A 17,678-nucleotide genomic window follows, 5' to 3' on the forward strand; every position below is an offset into this window, starting at 1 on the left:
TCAGGCCGCGACCGCTGCGGGCAGGATCGGCGCCGTGGCGTCGTGCCGGACGCCGGCGCGCAGGCAGAACACCGGCTGCAGCAGCTTCTCGGCGATCACCTCGGTCTTCTCGTTGTCGCAAAGCACGAAACGGCCCTGCTGCTCGCGGAGCACGCTCACATCAGCCTCCATGCCTGGACGCAGCGCGCCGATCTGATCGGATAGTCCGAGCATGGCGGCGGGGTTCGACGTCACCATCGGCACGACCTGCTCCAAGGTCAGGCCAAGCGCGACCATCGAGCTCATCGCCTGCACGAGGCTGAACTTGGCTTGGCCCGCGAACGGATGGTTCTCGTCGTCGGCATGCTCGTCCGGGGTGCCCGCGGGCGCCGGCACATGGGTGTTGTAGCCGTGGATGTCGGCGCCGAGCGTATGCGGCACGATGCCGGCGTCGATCGCCTTGCGTGCCAGGCGGTAGGAGAAATGGCTGCCATGGCCGACGTCGACCTTGAGCCCGCGATCGAGCGCGGCCTGGATCACCGGATGCACCTCGCCCTTGGTGTTGACGAAGCCGCCGGGATGCCGCGTGAACGGATGCGCCAGCACGTCGCCCGGACGCAGCAGCGGGATCACGCGCTCCAGGATGGTGTCGACATCCTCGCCATTGGTGCCGCTTGCGGGCAGTCCCCACAGTTGGCCGAAATGGACGTAAACGGGAAGCTCGGCGCGGCGGCCGATCTCGGCCGCCATCTCGATGACACGGATGCCCCAGCGCGCGAAGCCGCCGATCTCGGCATGCGCCTTGATGCCGCGAACGAGGTCACGGTTGGCGACCGCCGATTTCACCGTCGCATCGATGTCGACGCAATCCGGCCGGTAGAGATCGGGATAGTAGTGGCCCTCGAGGCCGCCGACCAGATAGGCCGACAGGAAGGCATAGACGCGCGATTGCGCCTGATCTGCGACGAAGTGACGGAAGCCGGGCAGGGTCATGCAGGACGGGCCGCCCTGGTCGATCAGGCTGGTGACGCCCGACTGCACGCCGACCATGTCCGCGTTCATGCCGAAGCGGCCGGTGACGTACTGATAGACATGGGCGTGGGTGTCGATCAGTCCCGGAAGCACGAGCTGGCCGCTGACATCGATGACGTCCTTGGCGCTGGTCGGCAGAATGTCGGATTGGACGGCCGCGATGCGGCCGTTGCGGATGGCGACGTCTCTCAAGCCATCGATGCCGGAAGCGGGGTCAATGACGCGGCCGCCGCGCAGCAGCAGGTCGAACGAGGCGCTCACGGACATGCAAGGTCTCCTTTCCGGGCGGGATGTCTGTCCCGGTCAAAACCTTCCTCGACGAGCCGGCGCGGACGATCCGCCGGCCAATTACGAAGCATGCTTCGCATTACATCAAGATCCGTGCCATAGACAGCTTGAAATTGATGCAGTGTGATGAGTGCTTATGCGGGGAGTCGTTCGATGGCCGGAAGGAACAAGCCGAAAGTCGATGGATCATCTTGGCCGCTCGAGGGACGTCCAGGCTATCTGATTAGGCGGCTGCACCAGATCCACGTCGCGCTATTCCAGGAGAAATGCGCCGCCTATGAGATCACGCCGTTACAGTACAGCCTGTTGACGGCGCTGGCGAAACGCGGGACGGCGGACCAGACGGCGCTGGCACATGACATCGCCCTCGACCGGACCACCACGACCGGCGCGCTGAAGCGGCTGCAGGCGCGCGGCTTGATCGATCGCAGCGTCGGGCCGCACGACCGGCGGTCGCGCACCTGCCGCCTGACCAGTTCCGGCCTCGCATTGCTGCGCAAGATCGAGCGGCCGGCGCGGGCGGCGCATCTCGCGACGGTCGCGGATCTGACCAAGGTCGATCAGAAGCGGTTCATTGCCATGATGCAGACGATCGTCAAGGCACAGGAGCAAAGGCTCGATGCGACGAGGTCGCCCGACTGACGGCAACCGATGGCGATGAGCTCCGATTAGATAATGGGCATGTTGCTGCCCGAAAAGCAGCGCGTCATCGGAGCGCGGTATCCGGCCATGGCGTTCGTTGCGCCAACTACGAAGCATGCTCCGCATTTTCGCGCTGCGGCGTTTTGTCCGCAAACGGCGCATCTGCCAGCCCAATTTCTGCTGACGCCATCGTGGACGCCGATGCGCAGACGTTGCGCTGCGCGTGGCAGGGCGGCGTCTGGCATGTCCCTTGCTGACATGACCGACGACAGCTGCGCGGAAGCCGCGGCGAAATGAATCCGGGGCGGCGACATCGATGTCGCGGCGTGGAGTAAGCGATGCGATGTCTGCCGCGGCGCAACCCGCCGATCATTGCTCGGGCCAAGAGCGTTCGTGCGCCGTGGTGCGTTGCGCATGACGCGACGGGAGCACCCTGATGCCGGAGCATGCTGATGTCATTGCGACACGCTTCGGAGATGGCGGGCCCGACGGCGGCGACGCCGAGTCCAGCGCATTTCTGCACGGCGTGCTGTCCCGCAAGACGGTGCGCCGCTATAGCGACCGGATGCCGGAAGAGGGGCTGCTCGATCTGCTCGTCGCCTGCGCGCTGAGCGCCTCGGCCAAGTCGGATTTCCAGCAGGCCTCGATCATGCGCGTGCGTGACGCGGAGAAGCGGGCGGCGATCGGCAGACTGTTTCCGAGCATGCCCTGGATCGGAGTGTCGCCGGCGTTCTTCGTGTTTCTGGGCGATGCGCGGCGGCTGCAGCGGATCGGCGAACTGCGTGCCAAGCCCGTCAAGAACGGGACCCTGGAGGGCTTTTTCAACGCCTCGGTCGACGCCGCGCTGGCGCTGCAGACGATGATCCTGTGCGCTGAGTCGGCCGGTCTCGGGACCTGTCCGATCAGCGTCATCCGCAACGAGATCGACACGGTCGCCAAGGTGCTGGAACTGCCCGACATGGTGTTCCCCGTCGCCGGGCTGTGCCTCGGCTATCCCGCTGGGGAGGGCCATGTCAGCCTGCGGCTGCCGCGCAGCATCACCACGCATGTCGACCGCTACGGCGACAATGCGCTGCCCGCAGCGCTCGACGACTACGACCGGCGGCGTCATGCGCGGCATGCGATTCCGAAGGAGCAGCAGCGCGGCAATGCCGAGTTCGGCGAGGCCGACTTCTACGGCTGGTCGGAGGACAAGGCGCGTCAGGCCGCCAAGGCGGAGGGCGCGGCCTTCCCACCCTATCTGCGCGCGCACGGCTTCAGCTTCGACTGATCAGTTTCATATGAGGAGATGTGAGATGACCAAGCCTTCGTTTCTCCGCCTGTCGGCGCCGTCGCGGCGCGTCGCGCTGGCCCTGCTGGCGGCCGCGCTGACGCTGCCGGCCGCGTTCACCGCCAAGGCCGGCAGCATGGACGAGATCAAGAAGCGGGGCCTCATCGTTGCCACCGAGGACGACTTCCGGCCCTTCGAGTTCGTCAAGGACGGCAAGCCGACCGGCTTCGACAACGAATTGATCGAGGATCTGCGCAAATATGCGCCGTTCGAGATCAAGCAGCAGATCCTGCCCTGGACCGGCATCCTGGCCGGCGTCTCCACCGGCAAATACGACGTCGCCATCACCGCGGCGATCATCACCAAGGAGCGCAAGAAGTCGCTCGACTTCACCAGTCCGATTGCCGACGCGACGCATTATTACGTCAAGCGCAAGGACGACAAGAGCATCAACGCGATCAAGGATCTCAGCGGCAAGACGGTCGGCGTTCAGGCCGGCAGCGCGCTGCTGGGGCGGCTGCCCGAGCTCCAGGCGATGCTGGAGAAGGAGGGCGGCAAGCTCGGCAAGGTGGTCGAATACACCTCCTATCCGGAAGCCTATCAGGATCTCGCGCTCGGCCGCGTCGACTACGTCGTCAACACGATCATCAACATCAAGGCGCTGGTCGCTGAGAAGCCGAACGTGTTCGCGGTCGGCCAGCCCGTCTCCGGCAAGTCGTATCCGGCCTGGGCGGTCGCGAAAGGCAATACCGAGCTGGTGGAGTTCCTGAACGGCTTCATCGCCAAGGAGAAGGAAAACGGGCGCTTCGCCGAGTTGCAGAAGAAGTGGTTCGGCGAAGCCTTCCCTGATCTGCCAGTCACGTTCGAGCCGGAATTCTGACGGCGCGGCGAGGGCAATTCATGTGCGGGTGGCGATCGCTGCGCGCCCGTCCGCTTGACGGTCGCGTGGTCCTCCAGCGGGCGCGGTCGGCCGGTGCAGGGCGCCGGCCCCCGCGCGGCGCTGCGGATGGGTGGTCATGAGCGCGGCCGCCGTCCTGGCCATCCTGCAGGGCGCCGTGGTCACGGTGACGCTGTCCTTCGTCGGCATCCTGATCGGGCTTCCCATCGGATTGGGTCTCGCGCTGTTGCGCTGGGCCGACGTGCCGGTGATCGCACGGATCGTGGCCGTCTACGTCTCGGTCCTGCGCGCGACGCCGCTCGTCACCCTGCTGCTGCTGTTGTTCTTCGCGCTGCCCAATATCGGGATCGCAATCGGGCCGGTGTCGGCGGCGATCCTGGCGCTGGTGATGAATACCTCGGCGTTCAACTGCGAGGTCTGGCGCGCCGCCCTGATGAATTTTCCCAAGGAGCAGTACGAGGCGGCGCAGTCCGTGGGCATGCATGCGAGCCTGCGCTTCCGCCGCATCGTGCTGCCGCAGATCGTGCGGGTCAGTCTCCCTGGCCTGGTCAACGAGATGTCGCTGCTGATCAAGGTGACGCCGGTGCTTGCGGTCGTCGGCGTCGTCGACATTACCCGCGCGGCGGTGCGCATCGGTGCCGAGACCTATGAGCCGCTGCCGCCGTTCCTGGTGGCGATCGCGATGTATGCGCCGATCGTGTTCGCGCTCGTCTCCCTGCAGCGCTTCATCGAGAAGCGCCAGCACGCGAGCGAGGCGGCATGATCCGGGATTTCGCCGTCGTCTGGAGCGAACGGGATCTGCTGCTCAGCGGACTCGGCAATACCACGATCCTGTCGGTGCTGTCGGCCATCGCCGGACTCGTGATCGCGTTCGTGCTGACGCCGGCTCTGATGTCGAAGCGGCGCTGGCTCGCGCTCACGGTGCGGGTGTTCGTCGACGGCATGCGCTGCGTGCCGTTCCTGCTGTTCGCCTACATCGTCTACTATGGCTTGCCTTCGTTCGGCATCCGGCTCGACAACTGGAGCTCGGGACTGGTGGCGCTGACCGTCTATCACGCCGCCTATCTGGCCGAGATCCTGCGCGGCGCCTGGGCAGCGCAGCCGCGCGAGCCGCTCGAGGCCGGTGTCGCCTTCGGCTTCTCCGGGGCGCGATTGTTCCGCCGCATCATCCTGCCGCCGCTGCTGCTCGCGGCAGGGCCCGTCATCGGCAACCAGATGATCCAGATCGTCAAGGACAGCGCCTTTCTCACCATCATTGCGCTGCCCGAGCTGACGCATGCTGCAAGTTCGATCCAGTCGCGCCACTACGTGCCGTTTGCCGCCTTCATCACCGCCGTGGTCCTCTATTGGGGCCTCTGCCTGGTGATCGAAGCCGCCGTCAGCGGCATCGACCGGCTGGCGGCGGCGCGGCGCTGAAAGGAGCCTGGAATGACCGACGACATGGCCGTGCTCGACGTCGCCGGCATCTCCAAGCGCTTTGGCGAATTGGAGGTGCTCTCCGACATCAGCTTCACGGTGACGCGTGGCGAGACGGTCTGCGTGCTCGGCCCGTCCGGCTCCGGCAAGTCGACCTTGCTACGCTGCATCAACTGGCTGGAGCGGCCCGATGCCGGCCAGATCTATCTCAATGGCGACCGCATCGGCATCAACAATGGCGGTGTCGTGATGTCCGATCGCGAGCTGTCGCGAGTTCGCACGCGGATCGGCATGGTGTTCCAGCATTTCGCGCTGTGGCCGCATTTGACCGTCCTTCAGAATCTCATGGAGGCGCCGGTGCAGGTGCAGAAGCGCCCCGTGGCCGAGGTGCGCGAGGAGGCGATGGCGCTGCTCGCCAAGGTCGGGCTCTCCGACAAATGCGATGTGTTCCCGGCGCGGCTGTCCGGCGGCCAGAAGCAGCGCGTCGGAATTGCGCGGGCGCTGGCGATGAAGCCGGATGTTCTCTTGTTCGACGAGCCGACCAGTGCGCTCGATCCGGAGCTGGTCGGCGAGGTGCTGGTGGTGATGCGCGAGCTCGCGCGCGAAGGGCGCACGATGGTGATCGTGACCCACGAGATGGGTTTTGCCCGCGACGCCGCCACCCGCATCCTGTTTCTCGATCGCGGCCGCGTCGTCGAGACCGGGCCGCCGGAGCGCTTCTTCGTCAACCCGGACACCGAGCGCGCGCGCCAGTTCATTCAGCGCTACGCCGCCGGATAGCCAAGAGAACAGCGAGGACACGCCATGGATTCGATCTATCATCTGCTTCCCGACGCGCCGAAGCCGGTCACGCCCTACAGCCATGCGGTGCAGGCAGGCCCGTTCCTGTTCGTCACCGGCCAGCTGGCGACCGATCCCGATGACGATTCGCTGCCGCTTCCCGACGGTATCGAGGCGCAGACCCGCAAGGTGATGGACAATCTCGCGCGGGTGCTGAAGGGCTGCGGCATGAACTTCGCGAACGTCGTGTTCGCCCGCATCTACCTGACCGATTTCAAGCGCGACTACGCGCCGATGAACGCGATCTTCTCGAGTCATTTCGACGATGCGCACCGGCCGGGCCGCACCACGATCGGGGTCTGCGACCTCGCGCGCGGCGGCATCGTCGAGATCGACCTGGTCGCCTACAAGCCGTGATGGAGAGTGCAATGGAGCTGATCGAAATTCCCGCGCGGCGCGGCAAGGCGGCCTTTGTCGGGGCGGGGCAGGTCATCACCGTGATCAACACCCATGGCGAGCAGGTGGTCGACACCTGGGCGTTCAATCGCGCCGACCTCTCCGAGTTCATGTCGAATGAGCACACGCGCGCGCATTCGCTGCATCTGGTGCCGCGGCCGGGCGACGTGCTCCGGACCAATATGCGCCGGCCGATCCTGACCTTGGTCGAGGACACCTCGGGCGGCATCCACGACACGCTGATCGCGGCCTGCGACCGCCATCGCTACGCGTTTCTCGGGCACGAGGGCCATCACGACAATTGCACCGACAATCTGTTCGCCGGCATGGCCGAGCTTGGCCTGACGCCGCCGGAGGTGCCGAGCCCGCTCAACCTCTTCATGAACATTCCGTGGGACGCGGAGGGCACGCTCGGCTTTGCCGCGCCGCCGCGCCCCGTGCCCGGCGGCCATGTGCGCCTGCGCGCCGAGATGGACCTCGTGATTGCGTTCTCGGCCTGTCCGCAGGACATCCTGCCGATCAACGGCAAGGCCGGGAAGCCGGTCGAGGCGCATTTCACGGTGACATCAGCATGAGCGGAGGAGACAAGTCCGAGCGGGCCGCGGCCAACCGCCGCCGCTACGAGGAGCTGCGCGCGGCGGGGCAGGAGCTCAAGCAATTGCCAGCACCGACGGCGCTCGACGGTGCGCCGATCGCGCCGGACGCGATCATCCAGACCGAGCAGGTGCCGCCCGGCTGGCACACGACATTGCGGCTGGCGCGCGGCGAGGGCCTGCGCATCATCGATGATCAGGGGCGCTCGAGCGTGTCGCTGCTGGCGTGGCGGACCGAGGATCCGACCGAGCGCCTCAACTGCGCCGACACCGTGAAGGTGCAGTGGAGCGCAGCACTGTCGAAGGGCCGGATGATCCTGTCGGACATGGGACGTGTGCTGCTGTCGGTGATCGAGGATACCTCAGGTGCGCACGATCTTCTGGTCGGCGGCTCGACCGCGGACTCGACGCTCTCGGCCTATGGCGAGGTGACGCGCAACACGCAGGCGAACTTCATCTCCGCGGCCGCCAAGATTGGGCTCGGCCTGCGCGACATCCCGCCCTCCGTGACCTTCTTTGCGCCGGTGACGACGGATGCGACGGGGCGCTTCGTCTGGCACGCCGCGCGCAAGCGCGCCGGCGATTTCGTCGATCTGCGCGCCGAGATGAACCTGATCGTCGCGGTCTCCAACTGCGCCCATCCGCTCGATCCGGCGCGGCCGGCCACGACCGCCCCGGTCACGCTGATCCGCCACCGTCTGCCGCCGCCCGCGGCCGACGACGTCTGCCGCACGGCGTCAGCGGAAGCGTCGCGCGCCTACGCCTTCACCGATCAGCTGTTCGCCTGAGGAGCGCTCATGTCGCCGACCGATCCGGACCGCATCGTCTATGTCTTCGACATTCCCGCTGAGCAGCCCTGGTCACGGGTGCTGAACAAGGGCCAGACGCTGCGTATCATCGACAGCGAGGGCGAGCAGGCGGTGGACGCGCTGATGCATGTCGCCGACGACACCGCGGAGCGCTACAGCGCACAGGACACGTTGCGCGTCCAGGGTTCGGCCTATCTCGAGCTCGGGACGCGGCTGATCTCCAACCGCGGCCGGGTGATGGCGCGGATCACTGCCGACACCTGCGGCCGCCATGACACCTCGGCGGGCTGCTGTTCGTGCGAGAGCAATGCCGTGCGCTTCGGCGAGGCGACCCGCTATCTGCACGCCTGTCGGGAGAACTTCATCCTGGAGCTGTCGCGCTACGGCCTGACCAAGCGCGACATCGTCTCCAACCTGAACTTCTTCATGAACGTGCCGATCGACCCAAACGGCAATTTCACCGTGCTGGACGGCCCCTCGGCGGCCGGCAACTACGTCGACGTCACTGCGGAGATGGACGTGTTGTTCGTGATCTCGAATTGTCCGCAGGTCAACAATCCCTGCAACGGTTTCGATCCGACACCAATCCGCGTGGAGATTAGGCAGGCCTCTGTGCCATGAAAGCTGTCAATTCTGCTCGCAAGCTCGCTTGATCGATGTTGCATCAAGCTTGAGAGGCTCAACTTGCTTCGTCGCGCAGGTGATACCAGCGATAGAGCAGGCGCTGGCCGATGCGTCGGAACGGCGCGAAGGGATGCGTCGGCAGCGGCGAGGTGAAGATCGGCAGGTCCTGTCCCTTGAACGATTGGCCCGCGAGCATCTGCGCCATGCGGCGGCCAGCCTGCGCCGAATAGGATACGCCGTTGCCGCCATAGCCGAGCGCATAGACCAGCTTCGCCTTGGGATCGGGACGCACGATGCGCGGCATCATGTCGTGGCTGACATCGACCCATCCCCACCAGGAGTAATCGATCTCGATGCCCGTGAGTGCGGGAAACTTGCGGTGCAGGCCGTCGATCAGGAGCTGGAGGTGCCGGTCATGCGTGGCATCGGCGCCGGTGATGGCGCTTCGGCTGCCGATCTGAACCCGGTCGTCCGGCAGCAGCCGGTAGTAGAAGCGCAAGGTGCGCGTGTCCGTGATCACCTGCCGCGTCTTGAAGCCGGTCGCAGCAAGCTCGGCCGCGGAGAGTGGCCGCGTCACCAATGAATTCGACAGGATCGGCATGCAGCGGCCCGACAATTCCGGCGTCAGCCCGAGCGACGTATAGGCCCCCGTGGCGATGCCGACGCCGTTCACGCTGACGGCGCCGCCGGGCGTATGCAGAACGAATCTGCCGTTGGACTGCTCGATGCGTGTCACGGGGCTTGCGGTATGAACCCGCACGCCGAGCGCGCGCGCCATCTGCAAATAGCCGAAGGCGAGCTTGGCCGGATGCACGCCGGTTCCGAGCGGCTCGTGCACCGCGCCGACGGCCTCGGCCTCGTTGACGAAGTCGCTTGCCAATTCCTCGCGCGAGATGACGCGCGAGGCGTAGCCGAACACGTCATTCAGCACCTTCGACTCCGCCGCGATCTTGTCGAGATTGCGCTGGCGGTGAGCGACGTAGAGGTGCCCACCGCGCTGCGGCTCGACATCGACAGGGCTCGATCGCACCAGCTCCTCGAAGGCCTCGAACCCTTCGGACACCTCGGCATGCATGCGCTTGGCGACGTCGAGCCCCCAGCGCTCGATCCATTGCGAGCGCGTCAGGCGGCCCGAGGCATTCTGTGCCTGGCCGCCATTGCGCGTGCTGCAGCCCCAGGCCACGCGGTTGGCCTCGAGCACGATCGCCTTGATGCCGTGCTCGCGCGCCAGGAAGATCGCGCAGGCAAGACCGGTATAGCCCGAGCCGATGATGGCGACATCGGCCGTCGTGTCGGTCGTGATCGGACCGTCGCTCTCCGGAGGGGTGCCAGCCGTTGCGATCCAGTAGGTCGGAGCGTAGTCGCGGTTGCGACCCGGGCCGTCGGCGACCAGCGGGTCGTAATGGGGATCATACGCAGCCGTGGGCAAAGCATGCATGTTCATCGCGCGGCACTCGCGCTCGTGGCCGGCTGCGGCGGGCGGTCCTTGCGGAAGGCGCTCTTCGTACAGATTTTGTCGCCGCGGAAGCCGAACAGGTCGCAGCCCTGCACCTCGATGCGCCGGCCGTCCGGTGCAGTTCCACGGAAGATCCATTCGGACAGGGCCCGATCGCCGAACACCGTATGGCGCGTGCACTCCCAGCTGACGTCGGGCATGCCGCCCCAGGTCGCTTCGAACGCGGCGCGCACATCGGCTGCGCCGCTGATGCGACGGCCGCAGCTGTCGGGCCCTGCGGCCGCGTCGAACACGATGTCGTCGGTCATGCAGGCCATCACGCCTGCGCCATCGTGCCGGTTGAAGGCGGCGAACAGATTATCGAGCAGTTCGCTGCGGACGGTTTCGAGATCGGCCATGTCATGTCCTTGCGCATCGCGCCGCGGCTGGAGCTTGGCTCGCATGTGCCACGCGATCGGCTGGAGGCCCTAGAACCAGAGCGCGCGACCTCTGCGGCCAGAACTGGCCCGATAGTGGGGCGCCGGCTGGCCCTTTCATCACCATGGCGGAGTTGCTGACTGGCCGGATGATGCCGCCTTTGTGCTCTCACGCCCCACGCTGACGATGGCCCTGCAGGAACTGGCCGTCGCGGTCCATGACATCGCCGCCACATCGCTGCCGAGCCCGGCCCTGGTACTCGCTGCGGCGCTGTCGATCTTTGCCGCGGCGCTCGTGCGCGGCTTCACGGGATTCGGTTTTGCGCTGACGGCCGTGCCGCTGCTCGGTCTGTTCATGCCGCCGACGCAATCGGTGCCGGTTGCAGTCTGTCTGCAGCTTCTGATCGGGCTCGGCGATCTGCCGCGCGCCTCGCGGGTCTGCGACTGGTCGTCTCTGCGCTGGCTGACTCTCGGAGGCCTGATCGGCTCACCGACCGGTGTGCTGGTCCTGAGTCTGGTATCCGCCTCAGTGGCACGCGTTGTCATCGCGCTGATCACCGTCGGCGCGGTCGTGCTGCTCAATGCGGGGTTTCGGCTGGCGGCGGCGCCAGCGCGCTGGATCACGGCGCTGGTCGGCCTCGCCGCCGGTCTGTTCAACGGCCTTGCAGGCATGCCCGGGCCACCTGTGATCGTCTATTACAACGCGGGCGCATTCGACCGGGTTGCCGCCCGCGCGTCGATGATGGTGTTCTTCCTGGTCTCCTCTATCGTTGCGACCGCCAGCCTCGCCTGGTTCGATCTCCTGGACCTGCACATTGCGGTCCTGACCGCGCTCGGCGTTCCCGTGATGCTGGTCGGCACCTGGCTCGGCGATCTCGGCTTTCATCGCGGCAGCGACACGCTGCATCGTCGGGTGTCGATCGCAAGTCTCGCGATGGTCGCACTCGGTAGTGCGCTCAAGGGGCTGAGCGACCTGCTGTAGCCGCTCAGGTCGTTTGCGACGACATGTACCGCGTGAAGATCTGGCCCAGCTTGGCAATTCCCGGCGCGATCCGGTCCGTGCGGATCGAGGAGAAGCCGAGACGGAAGCAGTTGCGCGTCGCCTCCGGGTTGATCGAGAACACGTCGCCGGGCTCGATGACCACGCCTTCGGCGCGTGCGACCTCTGACAGCTTGATCGTATCCGTTCCCGCAGGGCAGGTGATCCAGTAGCTGGTGCTGCCCGGGCCGCGCGACCAGGTGCAGCCCGGCAGCGCCTGCGGCAACAGCGCGTCGAGCAGGGTGGCGCGTTCGAGCAGCACGCGGCCGACCTGCTGCAGATGGGAGCGGTAGTGCCCGAGACCGATGAACAAGGCCGCGACGCGCTGGTTGTTCAGCGGCGGATGGCGCAGCATCAGCCGGCGCAACGCGCGCAACTCGCGGATGACGGGCGCAGGCGCCACGACGTAGCCGAGCCGCAGGCCGGGGGCCAAGGCCTTCGACAGGCTGCCGACGTAGAGCACGCTCTGGTCGCGGTCCAGGCTCATCAGCGGCGGCAGGCTGCTGCCCTCCGGCATCAGATCGCTTTCATAATCATCCTCGATCAGGACGATGTCGCGCTCGCGAGCGACCTGGAGAATCTCCTCGCGCCGCGCCCGCGACATCGCGGTCGTGGTCGGGCATTGGTGGCTCGCCGTGACATAGGCCAGCGCGCAGCGCGCGAACGCCTCGTCAGGGACCAGGCCCTGATCGTCCAGCCGAAGCGGCACAACCTGCGACGTCATCATGCCGAAGATGTTGCGTGCGTCGGGATAGCCGGGATCTTCGATGCCGATCGGGGTGTCGGGCTGCAGGAACAGCTTCGCAATCAAATAGAGGGCGTGCTGTGCTCCGATCGTGAGCATGATCTCGTCGGCACGGGCGCGAATGCCGCGGCGCGGCAGCACCTGCCGCTGCAATTGTTCGATCAGCGCCGGATCGTCGCCGTCGATCATGTCGCGCGCCCAGTTGTTGATCTCGGGGACGCTGAGCGCCGCGCGCGCGCTCTCGCGCCAGTCGTTGGTCGGAAACAGGCTCGGGTCGAACTGCCCGAAGATGAAGGGATAGGGATAGGTCTGCCAGTCGAGCGGCTTGACGATGTTGCGAAGCGCCGACGGCTGCAGCGCGAACCGCTCGGTCCAGCGCCGGCTGTAGACCTCCGTCGCAGGCTGCCGGGCTTCGCCGATGTGCTTGGGCAGGCCGGCCACGAAGTAGCCGCTGCGCTCGCGCGACACCAGGAAGTTCTGGTCGACCAGCTGCTCATAGGCGATGACGATGGTGTTGCGCGATACCTTCAGCAGGGCTGCGAGATCGCGGCTCGACGGCATGCGGACGCCGAGCGGCAGACGGCCGTCCTCGATCGCGGTCACGATCATCTGCCGGATCTGAAGCTGCAGGAAGGTGCCGCCGCGGTCCAGGCCGTCGAACAGCGAGATCCAGAACAGCACGTCATGGATCGGAACAGCCGGTCCGGTCGCTTGGGATCGCCGCAGGGGCGCGAATTTTGCCATCGAGGTATTTGGTCCTGAAAGCCGTGAGGCGCTCAACTAAAGCAAAAACCGCGCCATAGCGGAATGATTGCGGGCGTGGCTCGCATGGGCTGGCTCCATTTGTGCATGGCATCTGGCGCTGGCCTGGACCCATCCGACACCGCAGGTTTCGACAACGGCTTGGGAAGTTGAGGGAGTTCGCGGTGAGCTCAGATACCGTCGTCTACGCGGCCCGCAGGATCGTGACGATGAATCCGTCACGCCCGTTTGCGACGCACGTTGCGGTGCGGGAGGGGCGGATCGTTGCCGTTGGCAGTGAAGCGGAGATCGCGCAATTCGCTCCTGATGGTCGGATCGACACGCGCTTCCGCGACAAGGTGCTGTTACCTGGGTTCGTCGAGGGCCACAGCCACATCATGGAAGGCATGATGTGGTCGCTGCCCTATGTCGGGGCCTTCGAACGGCGCTCGCCGGAGGGCAGGGCGGTCGCCGGCGTTCCCAACATCGATGCGATCGTGGCACGCCTCTGCGAGGCCGAAGCCGGCATGGCTGATCCGAACGCAACGCTGTTCGCATGGGGTTTCGATCCGCTGCATATCGGTGGTGAGAAGCTGACGCGCGAAGCACTGGACCGGGTCTCGACGACGCGGCCGATCATGGTGATCCACGCCAGCTTCCATATCAGTGTGGTCAACACGCTGGTGCTGGAGCGCACGCAGCTTCTGCATGCCACCGACATCTCCGGTGTCGTCGCCGGAGCCGGCGGTCTGGCCAGCGGCGAACTGCAGGGTATCGCAGCCCGGTTGCGGGCGTTCCGCTTGGTGGGCAATCCGCTGTCGGAGCTGCTGACCATGTCCGACGTGCAGCGCTACGCGTCATCGGCCTGCGTGCAGGGCGTCACCACGATCACCGATCTGCACAACGATCTCACCGACAACACGTTGGACCTTTATCGCTCCGCGACGCAGCAGGCGGAGTTCGGTGTGCGCCTGGTACCGGCGCTGGCCTCGGCCACGCATCCTCCGGACAAGGCCATCGAAAAGATCGCGGCGCTGCGCGAGTCCGGCAACGACAAGCTGCATTACGGCATTGTCAAGCTGGTCGTCGACGGGTCGATCCAGGGCTTCACGGCCCGCCTACGGTGGCCTGGATATCACAACGGCGCGCCGAACGGCCTCTGGTACATCGCGCCGGAGGAGCTGCCGCGCCTGGTCGAGCTCTACCACAAGGCCGGCATCCAGCTTCACATCCACACCAATGGCGACGAGGCGACCGAGCTTGCGCTGGACGCCGTGGAAAAGGCGCAGACCGCTCACCCGCGGCTGGATCATCGCCACACGCTGCAGCACTGCCAGATGGCCGACGCCGCGCAGTTCCGCCGCATGAAGGCGCTCGGTCTTTGCGTCAACCTGTTTGCCAATCACGTCTTCTACTGGGGCGATTCCCACTACGAGCTGACGATGGGACCAGAGCGGGCGAACCGCCTCGATGCGACAGGCACGGCACAGCGGATCGGCGTTCCCTACTCGATCCACTCAGATGCGCCGGTCACACCGCTGTCGCCGCTGTTCACCGCGTGGTGCGCCGTGAACCGCGTCTCCTCGTCGGGCCGCAAGCTCGGCGCCGAGACCGAGGCGCTGAGCGTGGCGCAGGCGCTGAACGCCATCACGATCGGCGCAGCCTACACGCTCAAGCTCGATCATCTCATCGGCAGTATCGAGACCGGCAAGTACGCGGACTTCGCGGTCCTGGAGCAGGATCCATTGACGGTTACGCCGGAGACATTGAAGGACGTTGCGGTCTGGGGCACTGTCGTCGGCGGCATCGTCAAGGAAGCGCCGCGCGCATGACGGCATCCGCGCCCATTCCGTTCACCGTGATCGGCGGCTTTCTCGGCGCCGGAAAGACGACGCTGCTCAACCGTCTGCTGTCGGCTAGCACCGAGCGCTGCGCCGTGCTGGTGAACGATTTCGGCGAGATCAATGTTGATGCCGCGCTGATCCGCAGCCACGACGGCACGACGATGTCGCTCACCAATGGCTGCGTCTGCTGCAGCATCGGGACGGGCTTTCTCGATACGCTGGCGCGGCTGCTCGACGATATCGGGCGCTTCGATCGCGTGGTGATCGAGGCCAGCGGCGTCGGCGATCCCTGGCGCATCGCGGAGATCGCGCTGGTCGAGCCGTCGCTGCAGCTCGACGGCGTCGTCGTGCTGGCCGACGCAACCCGCATCACGGTGCAGTGCGAGGACCGGCACATCGGCGAGACCATCCGCAATCAGTTCGCCAAATGCGACGTGGTGCTGCTGAGCAGATGCGATCTGGCCATCGAGAGCCAGCGCAAGGCGGCGTGCGCCGCCATCGGCGCCATCCGGCCGAATGTGCCGATCGAACAATTGTCGACCCTGACGCCTGTGCATCAGGCGGTCTTCGGGCGGGGGCGGGCGGCGCGTTTCCGCGCCGATCTGGTCGCGGAGACGGTCGACCACGAGAACGACTTCCGTCGCTGGACCTATCAGCGCGCCGGGCGTTTCGACCGCGACAGGCTGGCCGCCGCGGTGCGCACCCTGCCGCGCGAATTGCTGCGGCTGAAGGGAATTTGCCGGGTCGACGGCGACGGCCGCGCGCAGGTGTTCCAACTGGTGTCGCGCAACTGGTCGCTGACGCCGGCCGAGGATGGTCCGGCGACCGCGTCGGAGACGATCACGCTCGCCGGCGTGGGGACCGCGGATCTGCCATCGGATCAGGAGCTCGACGCGATCCTCGACCATGCCCTGTCTACCGCAGCGTGACGCAATGACATCAGAGCCCATTGGACCACCACGCCAGTTTCTCATCATCCACCCGGTCGTGAATCAGGAAGCGGGATAGCCATGTTGATCAGACGACATTTTGTGCTCGGAGCTCTCGGTCTCGTCGCGGCCACGGCCGCATCCCCCGCGGCGCAGGCGCAGTCATCCGGCGGCAACACCTTGGTGGTCGCGACCACGCAGGTGCCGCGGCATTTCAACGGCGCCGTGCAGTCGGGCATGGCGACGGCCATGCCGACCGCCCAGATCTTCGCGAGCCCGCTGCGCTATGACGACAAGTGGAATCCGCAACCTTATCTGGCGCAGTCCTGGGAGGTCGCGGCTGACGGGCTTTCAGTCACGCTTCACTTGGTGAAGGACGCCGTCTTCCACGACGGCCACCCCGTGACGTCCGAGGACGTCGCGTTTTCGATCATGGCCATCAAGGCCAACCATCCGTTCCAGACGATGCTGGCGGCGGTCGACAAGGTCGAGACGCCTGATCCCGCGACCGCCATCCTCCGTCTGAAAAACCCGAGCCCGTCGCTGCTCCTGGCGATGTCGCCGGCGCTGATGCCGATCCTTCCCAAGCACATCTATGGCGACGGCCAGGACCTCAAGACGCATCCGGCCAATCTGAAGCCGATCGGGTCCGGCCCGTTCAAGCTGACCGAGTACAAGCAGGGCGAATACTACACGCTGGAGAAATTCGACAAGTTCTTCATCCCTGGCCGGCCCCAGCTCGACAAGATCGTGGTCAGGCTGGTGTCGGATCAGAATGCGGCCGTCGTCTCGCTGGAACGCGGCGATTTCAACGCGTTTCCCTTCATCGCAGGCGCGCGCGACATCGATCGTCTGCAAAAGTCGCCGAACCTTGTCGTGACCGACAAGGGCATGGCGGGCGTCGGCCCGCTCAACTGGCTTGCCTTCAATACCAAAAAGAAGCCGCTCGATGATGTCCGCGTGCGCCAGGCCATCGCCTATGCGGCCAATCGCGACTTCATCGTGTCCAAGCTGATGGGCGGCAAGGCCACGCCGTCGCTGGGGCCAATCGCACCGGATTCGCCGCTCGCCGAAGCCGCCGTCGAACCCTACAAGGTCGACTACGCCAAATCGGCCGCGCTGCTGGATGCCGCGGGCTATGCCAAGGGGGCGGACGGCTCGCGCTTCTCGCTGACCATCGACTACATTCCGGGCGGCGACGAGCAACAGCGCAACGTCGCCGAGTACCTGCGCTCGCAGCTCAAGCGGGTCGGCATCAATCTCGAGGTGCGCGCCGCGCCGGATTTCCCGACCTGGGCGCAGCGCGTCTCGAACTTCGATTTCGACCTCACCATGGACACCGTCTACAACTGGGGTGACCCGGTGATCGGCGTCAACCGCACCTATCTGACGTCGAACATCCGCAAGGGCGTCATCTGGTCGAACACGCAGCAATACTCCAATCCCAAGGTGGACGAGCTGTTGCAGGCGGCGGCGGTCGAAACCTCGCCCGAGAAGCGCAAGGCGCTGTACTCGGAGTTCCAGAAGATCGTCGTCTCGGATGTGCCGATTTACTTCATCAACGTCAGCCCGTACTACAATGCCTTCGCCAAGGGGCTCGGCAATCTCCCGAACTCGATCTGGGGCATGATGTCGCCGCTCGACGAGCTCTACTGGGAAACGCCGCCGAAGACCTGAGGCGGAGCTATCCCCGGTTTCGTGAGAGCCACGAGGAGACTTGC

General features: G+C 65.9%; 18 protein-coding genes. 14 read left to right on the forward strand and 4 right to left on the reverse strand.

Features of this window, described 5'->3' with window-relative positions:
* The gene (locus ACQR1X_RS15525) at positions 1-1,278 is read right to left on the reverse strand and encodes an amidohydrolase/deacetylase family metallohydrolase (RefSeq protein ID WP_434899157.1); all 1,278 of its coding nucleotides are present in this window, start codon (positions 1,276-1,278) and stop codon (positions 1-3) included.
* Positions 1,279-1,452: 174 nt separating this feature from the next.
* Here ACQR1X_RS15525 and ACQR1X_RS15530 point away from each other — a divergent pair, with 174 nt between their 5' ends.
* The 10 genes from ACQR1X_RS15530 (at position 1,453) to ACQR1X_RS15575 (ending at position 8,784) form a co-directional block, all read left to right on the forward strand.
* Complete coding sequence (locus ACQR1X_RS15530; protein ID WP_434880790.1) at positions 1,453-1,941, forward strand: MarR family winged helix-turn-helix transcriptional regulator; 489 nt, start codon at positions 1,453-1,455, stop codon at positions 1,939-1,941.
* Between the two features lie 436 nt (positions 1,942-2,377).
* Complete coding sequence (locus ACQR1X_RS15535) at positions 2,378-3,211, forward strand: nitroreductase family protein (RefSeq protein WP_316239090.1); 834 nt, start codon at positions 2,378-2,380, stop codon at positions 3,209-3,211.
* A gap of 25 nt (positions 3,212-3,236) precedes the next feature.
* Complete coding sequence (locus tag ACQR1X_RS15540; RefSeq protein WP_315805024.1) at positions 3,237-4,091, forward strand: transporter substrate-binding domain-containing protein; 855 nt, start codon at positions 3,237-3,239, stop codon at positions 4,089-4,091.
* Between the two features lie 136 nt (positions 4,092-4,227).
* The gene (locus ACQR1X_RS15545) at positions 4,228-4,872 is read left to right on the forward strand and encodes an amino acid ABC transporter permease (RefSeq protein WP_434899158.1); all 645 of its coding nucleotides are present in this window, start codon (positions 4,228-4,230) and stop codon (positions 4,870-4,872) included.
* Positions 4,869-5,525, forward strand: a complete 657-nt coding sequence (locus ACQR1X_RS15550) for an amino acid ABC transporter permease (protein ID WP_434847873.1) — start codon at positions 4,869-4,871, stop codon at positions 5,523-5,525. The genes ACQR1X_RS15545 and ACQR1X_RS15550 overlap by 4 nt, the downstream gene beginning before the upstream one ends.
* A gap of 12 nt (positions 5,526-5,537) precedes the next feature.
* Positions 5,538-6,305 carry an amino acid ABC transporter ATP-binding protein gene (locus ACQR1X_RS15555; RefSeq protein ID WP_316182687.1) on the forward strand — a complete coding sequence of 256 codons (768 nt, stop codon included), beginning with the start codon at positions 5,538-5,540 and terminating at the stop codon, positions 6,303-6,305.
* A 24-nt stretch (positions 6,306-6,329) separates the two neighbouring features.
* Entirely contained in the window at positions 6,330-6,722 is a 393-nt protein-coding gene (locus ACQR1X_RS15560) for a RidA family protein (protein WP_434899159.1), read from the forward strand.
* Positions 6,723-6,733: 11 nt separating this feature from the next.
* Positions 6,734-7,336 carry a DUF1989 domain-containing protein gene (locus tag ACQR1X_RS15565; RefSeq protein WP_434899160.1) on the forward strand — a complete coding sequence of 201 codons (603 nt, stop codon included), beginning with the start codon at positions 6,734-6,736 and terminating at the stop codon, positions 7,334-7,336.
* A complete protein-coding gene (locus tag ACQR1X_RS15570; protein WP_434899161.1) occupies positions 7,333-8,142 on the forward strand; it encodes an urea amidolyase associated protein UAAP1 in 810 nt (269 codons plus the stop codon). Before ACQR1X_RS15565 ends, ACQR1X_RS15570 begins: the two co-directional genes overlap by 4 nt.
* 9 nt (positions 8,143-8,151) lie before the next feature.
* Positions 8,152-8,784, forward strand: coding sequence for an urea amidolyase associated protein UAAP2 (locus tag ACQR1X_RS15575; protein ID WP_434899162.1), 633 nt, complete (start codon positions 8,152-8,154; stop codon positions 8,782-8,784).
* A gap of 58 nt (positions 8,785-8,842) precedes the next feature.
* Here the strand turns inward: ACQR1X_RS15575 and ACQR1X_RS15580 are convergent, their stop codons facing one another.
* Together ACQR1X_RS15580 and ACQR1X_RS15585 are read right to left on the reverse strand one after the other, a co-directional pair.
* Positions 8,843-10,231 carry an NAD(P)/FAD-dependent oxidoreductase gene (locus ACQR1X_RS15580; protein WP_315805016.1) on the reverse strand — a complete coding sequence of 463 codons (1,389 nt, stop codon included), beginning with the start codon at positions 10,229-10,231 and terminating at the stop codon, positions 8,843-8,845.
* On the reverse strand, positions 10,228-10,641 hold the full coding sequence (locus tag ACQR1X_RS15585) for a nuclear transport factor 2 family protein (RefSeq protein ID WP_315805015.1): 414 nt from the start codon (positions 10,639-10,641) through the stop codon (positions 10,228-10,230). Before ACQR1X_RS15585 ends, ACQR1X_RS15580 begins: the two co-directional genes overlap by 4 nt.
* Before the next feature lie 181 nt (positions 10,642-10,822).
* On the opposite strand from ACQR1X_RS15585, the gene ACQR1X_RS15590 reads away from it, so the two are divergent.
* Positions 10,823-11,641, forward strand: coding sequence for a sulfite exporter TauE/SafE family protein (locus tag ACQR1X_RS15590; RefSeq protein WP_434899163.1), 819 nt, complete (start codon positions 10,823-10,825; stop codon positions 11,639-11,641).
* Positions 11,642-11,645: 4 nt separating this feature from the next.
* On the opposite strand, the gene ACQR1X_RS15595 is transcribed toward ACQR1X_RS15590, so the two are convergent.
* Positions 11,646-13,187: a PLP-dependent aminotransferase family protein gene (locus ACQR1X_RS15595; protein ID WP_316182703.1), complete on the reverse strand. Its 1,542-nt coding sequence runs from the start codon at positions 13,185-13,187 to the stop codon at positions 11,646-11,648.
* A gap of 182 nt (positions 13,188-13,369) precedes the next feature.
* Between ACQR1X_RS15595 and ACQR1X_RS15600 the strand changes: the two genes are divergently transcribed.
* From ACQR1X_RS15600 to ACQR1X_RS15610, 3 genes are all read left to right on the forward strand, one after another.
* Positions 13,370-15,016 carry an amidohydrolase gene (locus tag ACQR1X_RS15600; protein ID WP_434899164.1) on the forward strand — a complete coding sequence of 549 codons (1,647 nt, stop codon included), beginning with the start codon at positions 13,370-13,372 and terminating at the stop codon, positions 15,014-15,016.
* Entirely contained in the window at positions 15,013-15,957 is a 945-nt protein-coding gene (locus ACQR1X_RS15605; RefSeq protein ID WP_434899165.1) for a CobW family GTP-binding protein, read from the forward strand. The genes ACQR1X_RS15600 and ACQR1X_RS15605 overlap by 4 nt, the downstream gene beginning before the upstream one ends.
* Before the next feature lie 81 nt (positions 15,958-16,038).
* Positions 16,039-17,634, forward strand: coding sequence for an ABC transporter substrate-binding protein (locus ACQR1X_RS15610; protein ID WP_434899166.1), 1,596 nt, complete (start codon positions 16,039-16,041; stop codon positions 17,632-17,634).
* Positions 17,635-17,678: the final 44 nt, after the last annotated feature.

Source organism: Bradyrhizobium sp. HKCCYLRH3073 (genome assembly GCF_051167995.1).
Lineage (GTDB): Bacteria > Pseudomonadota > Alphaproteobacteria > Rhizobiales > Xanthobacteraceae > Bradyrhizobium.

Bases quoted from the DNA above. Each gene is read 5' to 3' on its own strand.
- ACQR1X_RS15565 (WP_434899160.1), top strand. From the start codon at position 6,734: ATGGAGCTGATCGAAATTCCCGCGCGGCGCGGCAAGGCGGCCTTTGTC.
- ACQR1X_RS15610 (WP_434899166.1), top strand. From the start codon at position 16,039: ATGTTGATCAGACGACATTTTGTGCTCGGAGCTCTCGGTCTCGTCGCG.
- ACQR1X_RS15585 (WP_315805015.1), bottom strand. From the start codon at position 10,641: ATGGCCGATCTCGAAACCGTCCGCAGCGAACTGCTCGATAATCTGTTC.
- ACQR1X_RS15530 (WP_434880790.1), top strand. From the start codon at position 1,453: ATGGCCGGAAGGAACAAGCCGAAAGTCGATGGATCATCTTGGCCGCTC.
- ACQR1X_RS15580 (WP_315805016.1), bottom strand. From the start codon at position 10,231: ATGAACATGCATGCTTTGCCCACGGCTGCGTATGATCCCCATTACGAC.
- ACQR1X_RS15550 (WP_434847873.1), top strand. From the start codon at position 4,869: ATGATCCGGGATTTCGCCGTCGTCTGGAGCGAACGGGATCTGCTGCTC.
- ACQR1X_RS15545 (WP_434899158.1), top strand. From the start codon at position 4,228: ATGAGCGCGGCCGCCGTCCTGGCCATCCTGCAGGGCGCCGTGGTCACG.
- ACQR1X_RS15570 (WP_434899161.1), top strand. From the start codon at position 7,333: ATGAGCGGAGGAGACAAGTCCGAGCGGGCCGCGGCCAACCGCCGCCGC.
- ACQR1X_RS15605 (WP_434899165.1), top strand. From the start codon at position 15,013: ATGACGGCATCCGCGCCCATTCCGTTCACCGTGATCGGCGGCTTTCTC.
- ACQR1X_RS15560 (WP_434899159.1), top strand. From the start codon at position 6,330: ATGGATTCGATCTATCATCTGCTTCCCGACGCGCCGAAGCCGGTCACG.
- ACQR1X_RS15555 (WP_316182687.1), top strand. From the start codon at position 5,538: ATGACCGACGACATGGCCGTGCTCGACGTCGCCGGCATCTCCAAGCGC.
- ACQR1X_RS15540 (WP_315805024.1), top strand. From the start codon at position 3,237: ATGACCAAGCCTTCGTTTCTCCGCCTGTCGGCGCCGTCGCGGCGCGTC.
- ACQR1X_RS15535 (WP_316239090.1), top strand. From the start codon at position 2,378: ATGCCGGAGCATGCTGATGTCATTGCGACACGCTTCGGAGATGGCGGG.
- ACQR1X_RS15575 (WP_434899162.1), top strand. From the start codon at position 8,152: ATGTCGCCGACCGATCCGGACCGCATCGTCTATGTCTTCGACATTCCC.
- ACQR1X_RS15595 (WP_316182703.1), bottom strand. From the start codon at position 13,187: ATGGCAAAATTCGCGCCCCTGCGGCGATCCCAAGCGACCGGACCGGCT.
- ACQR1X_RS15525 (WP_434899157.1), bottom strand. From the start codon at position 1,278: ATGTCCGTGAGCGCCTCGTTCGACCTGCTGCTGCGCGGCGGCCGCGTC.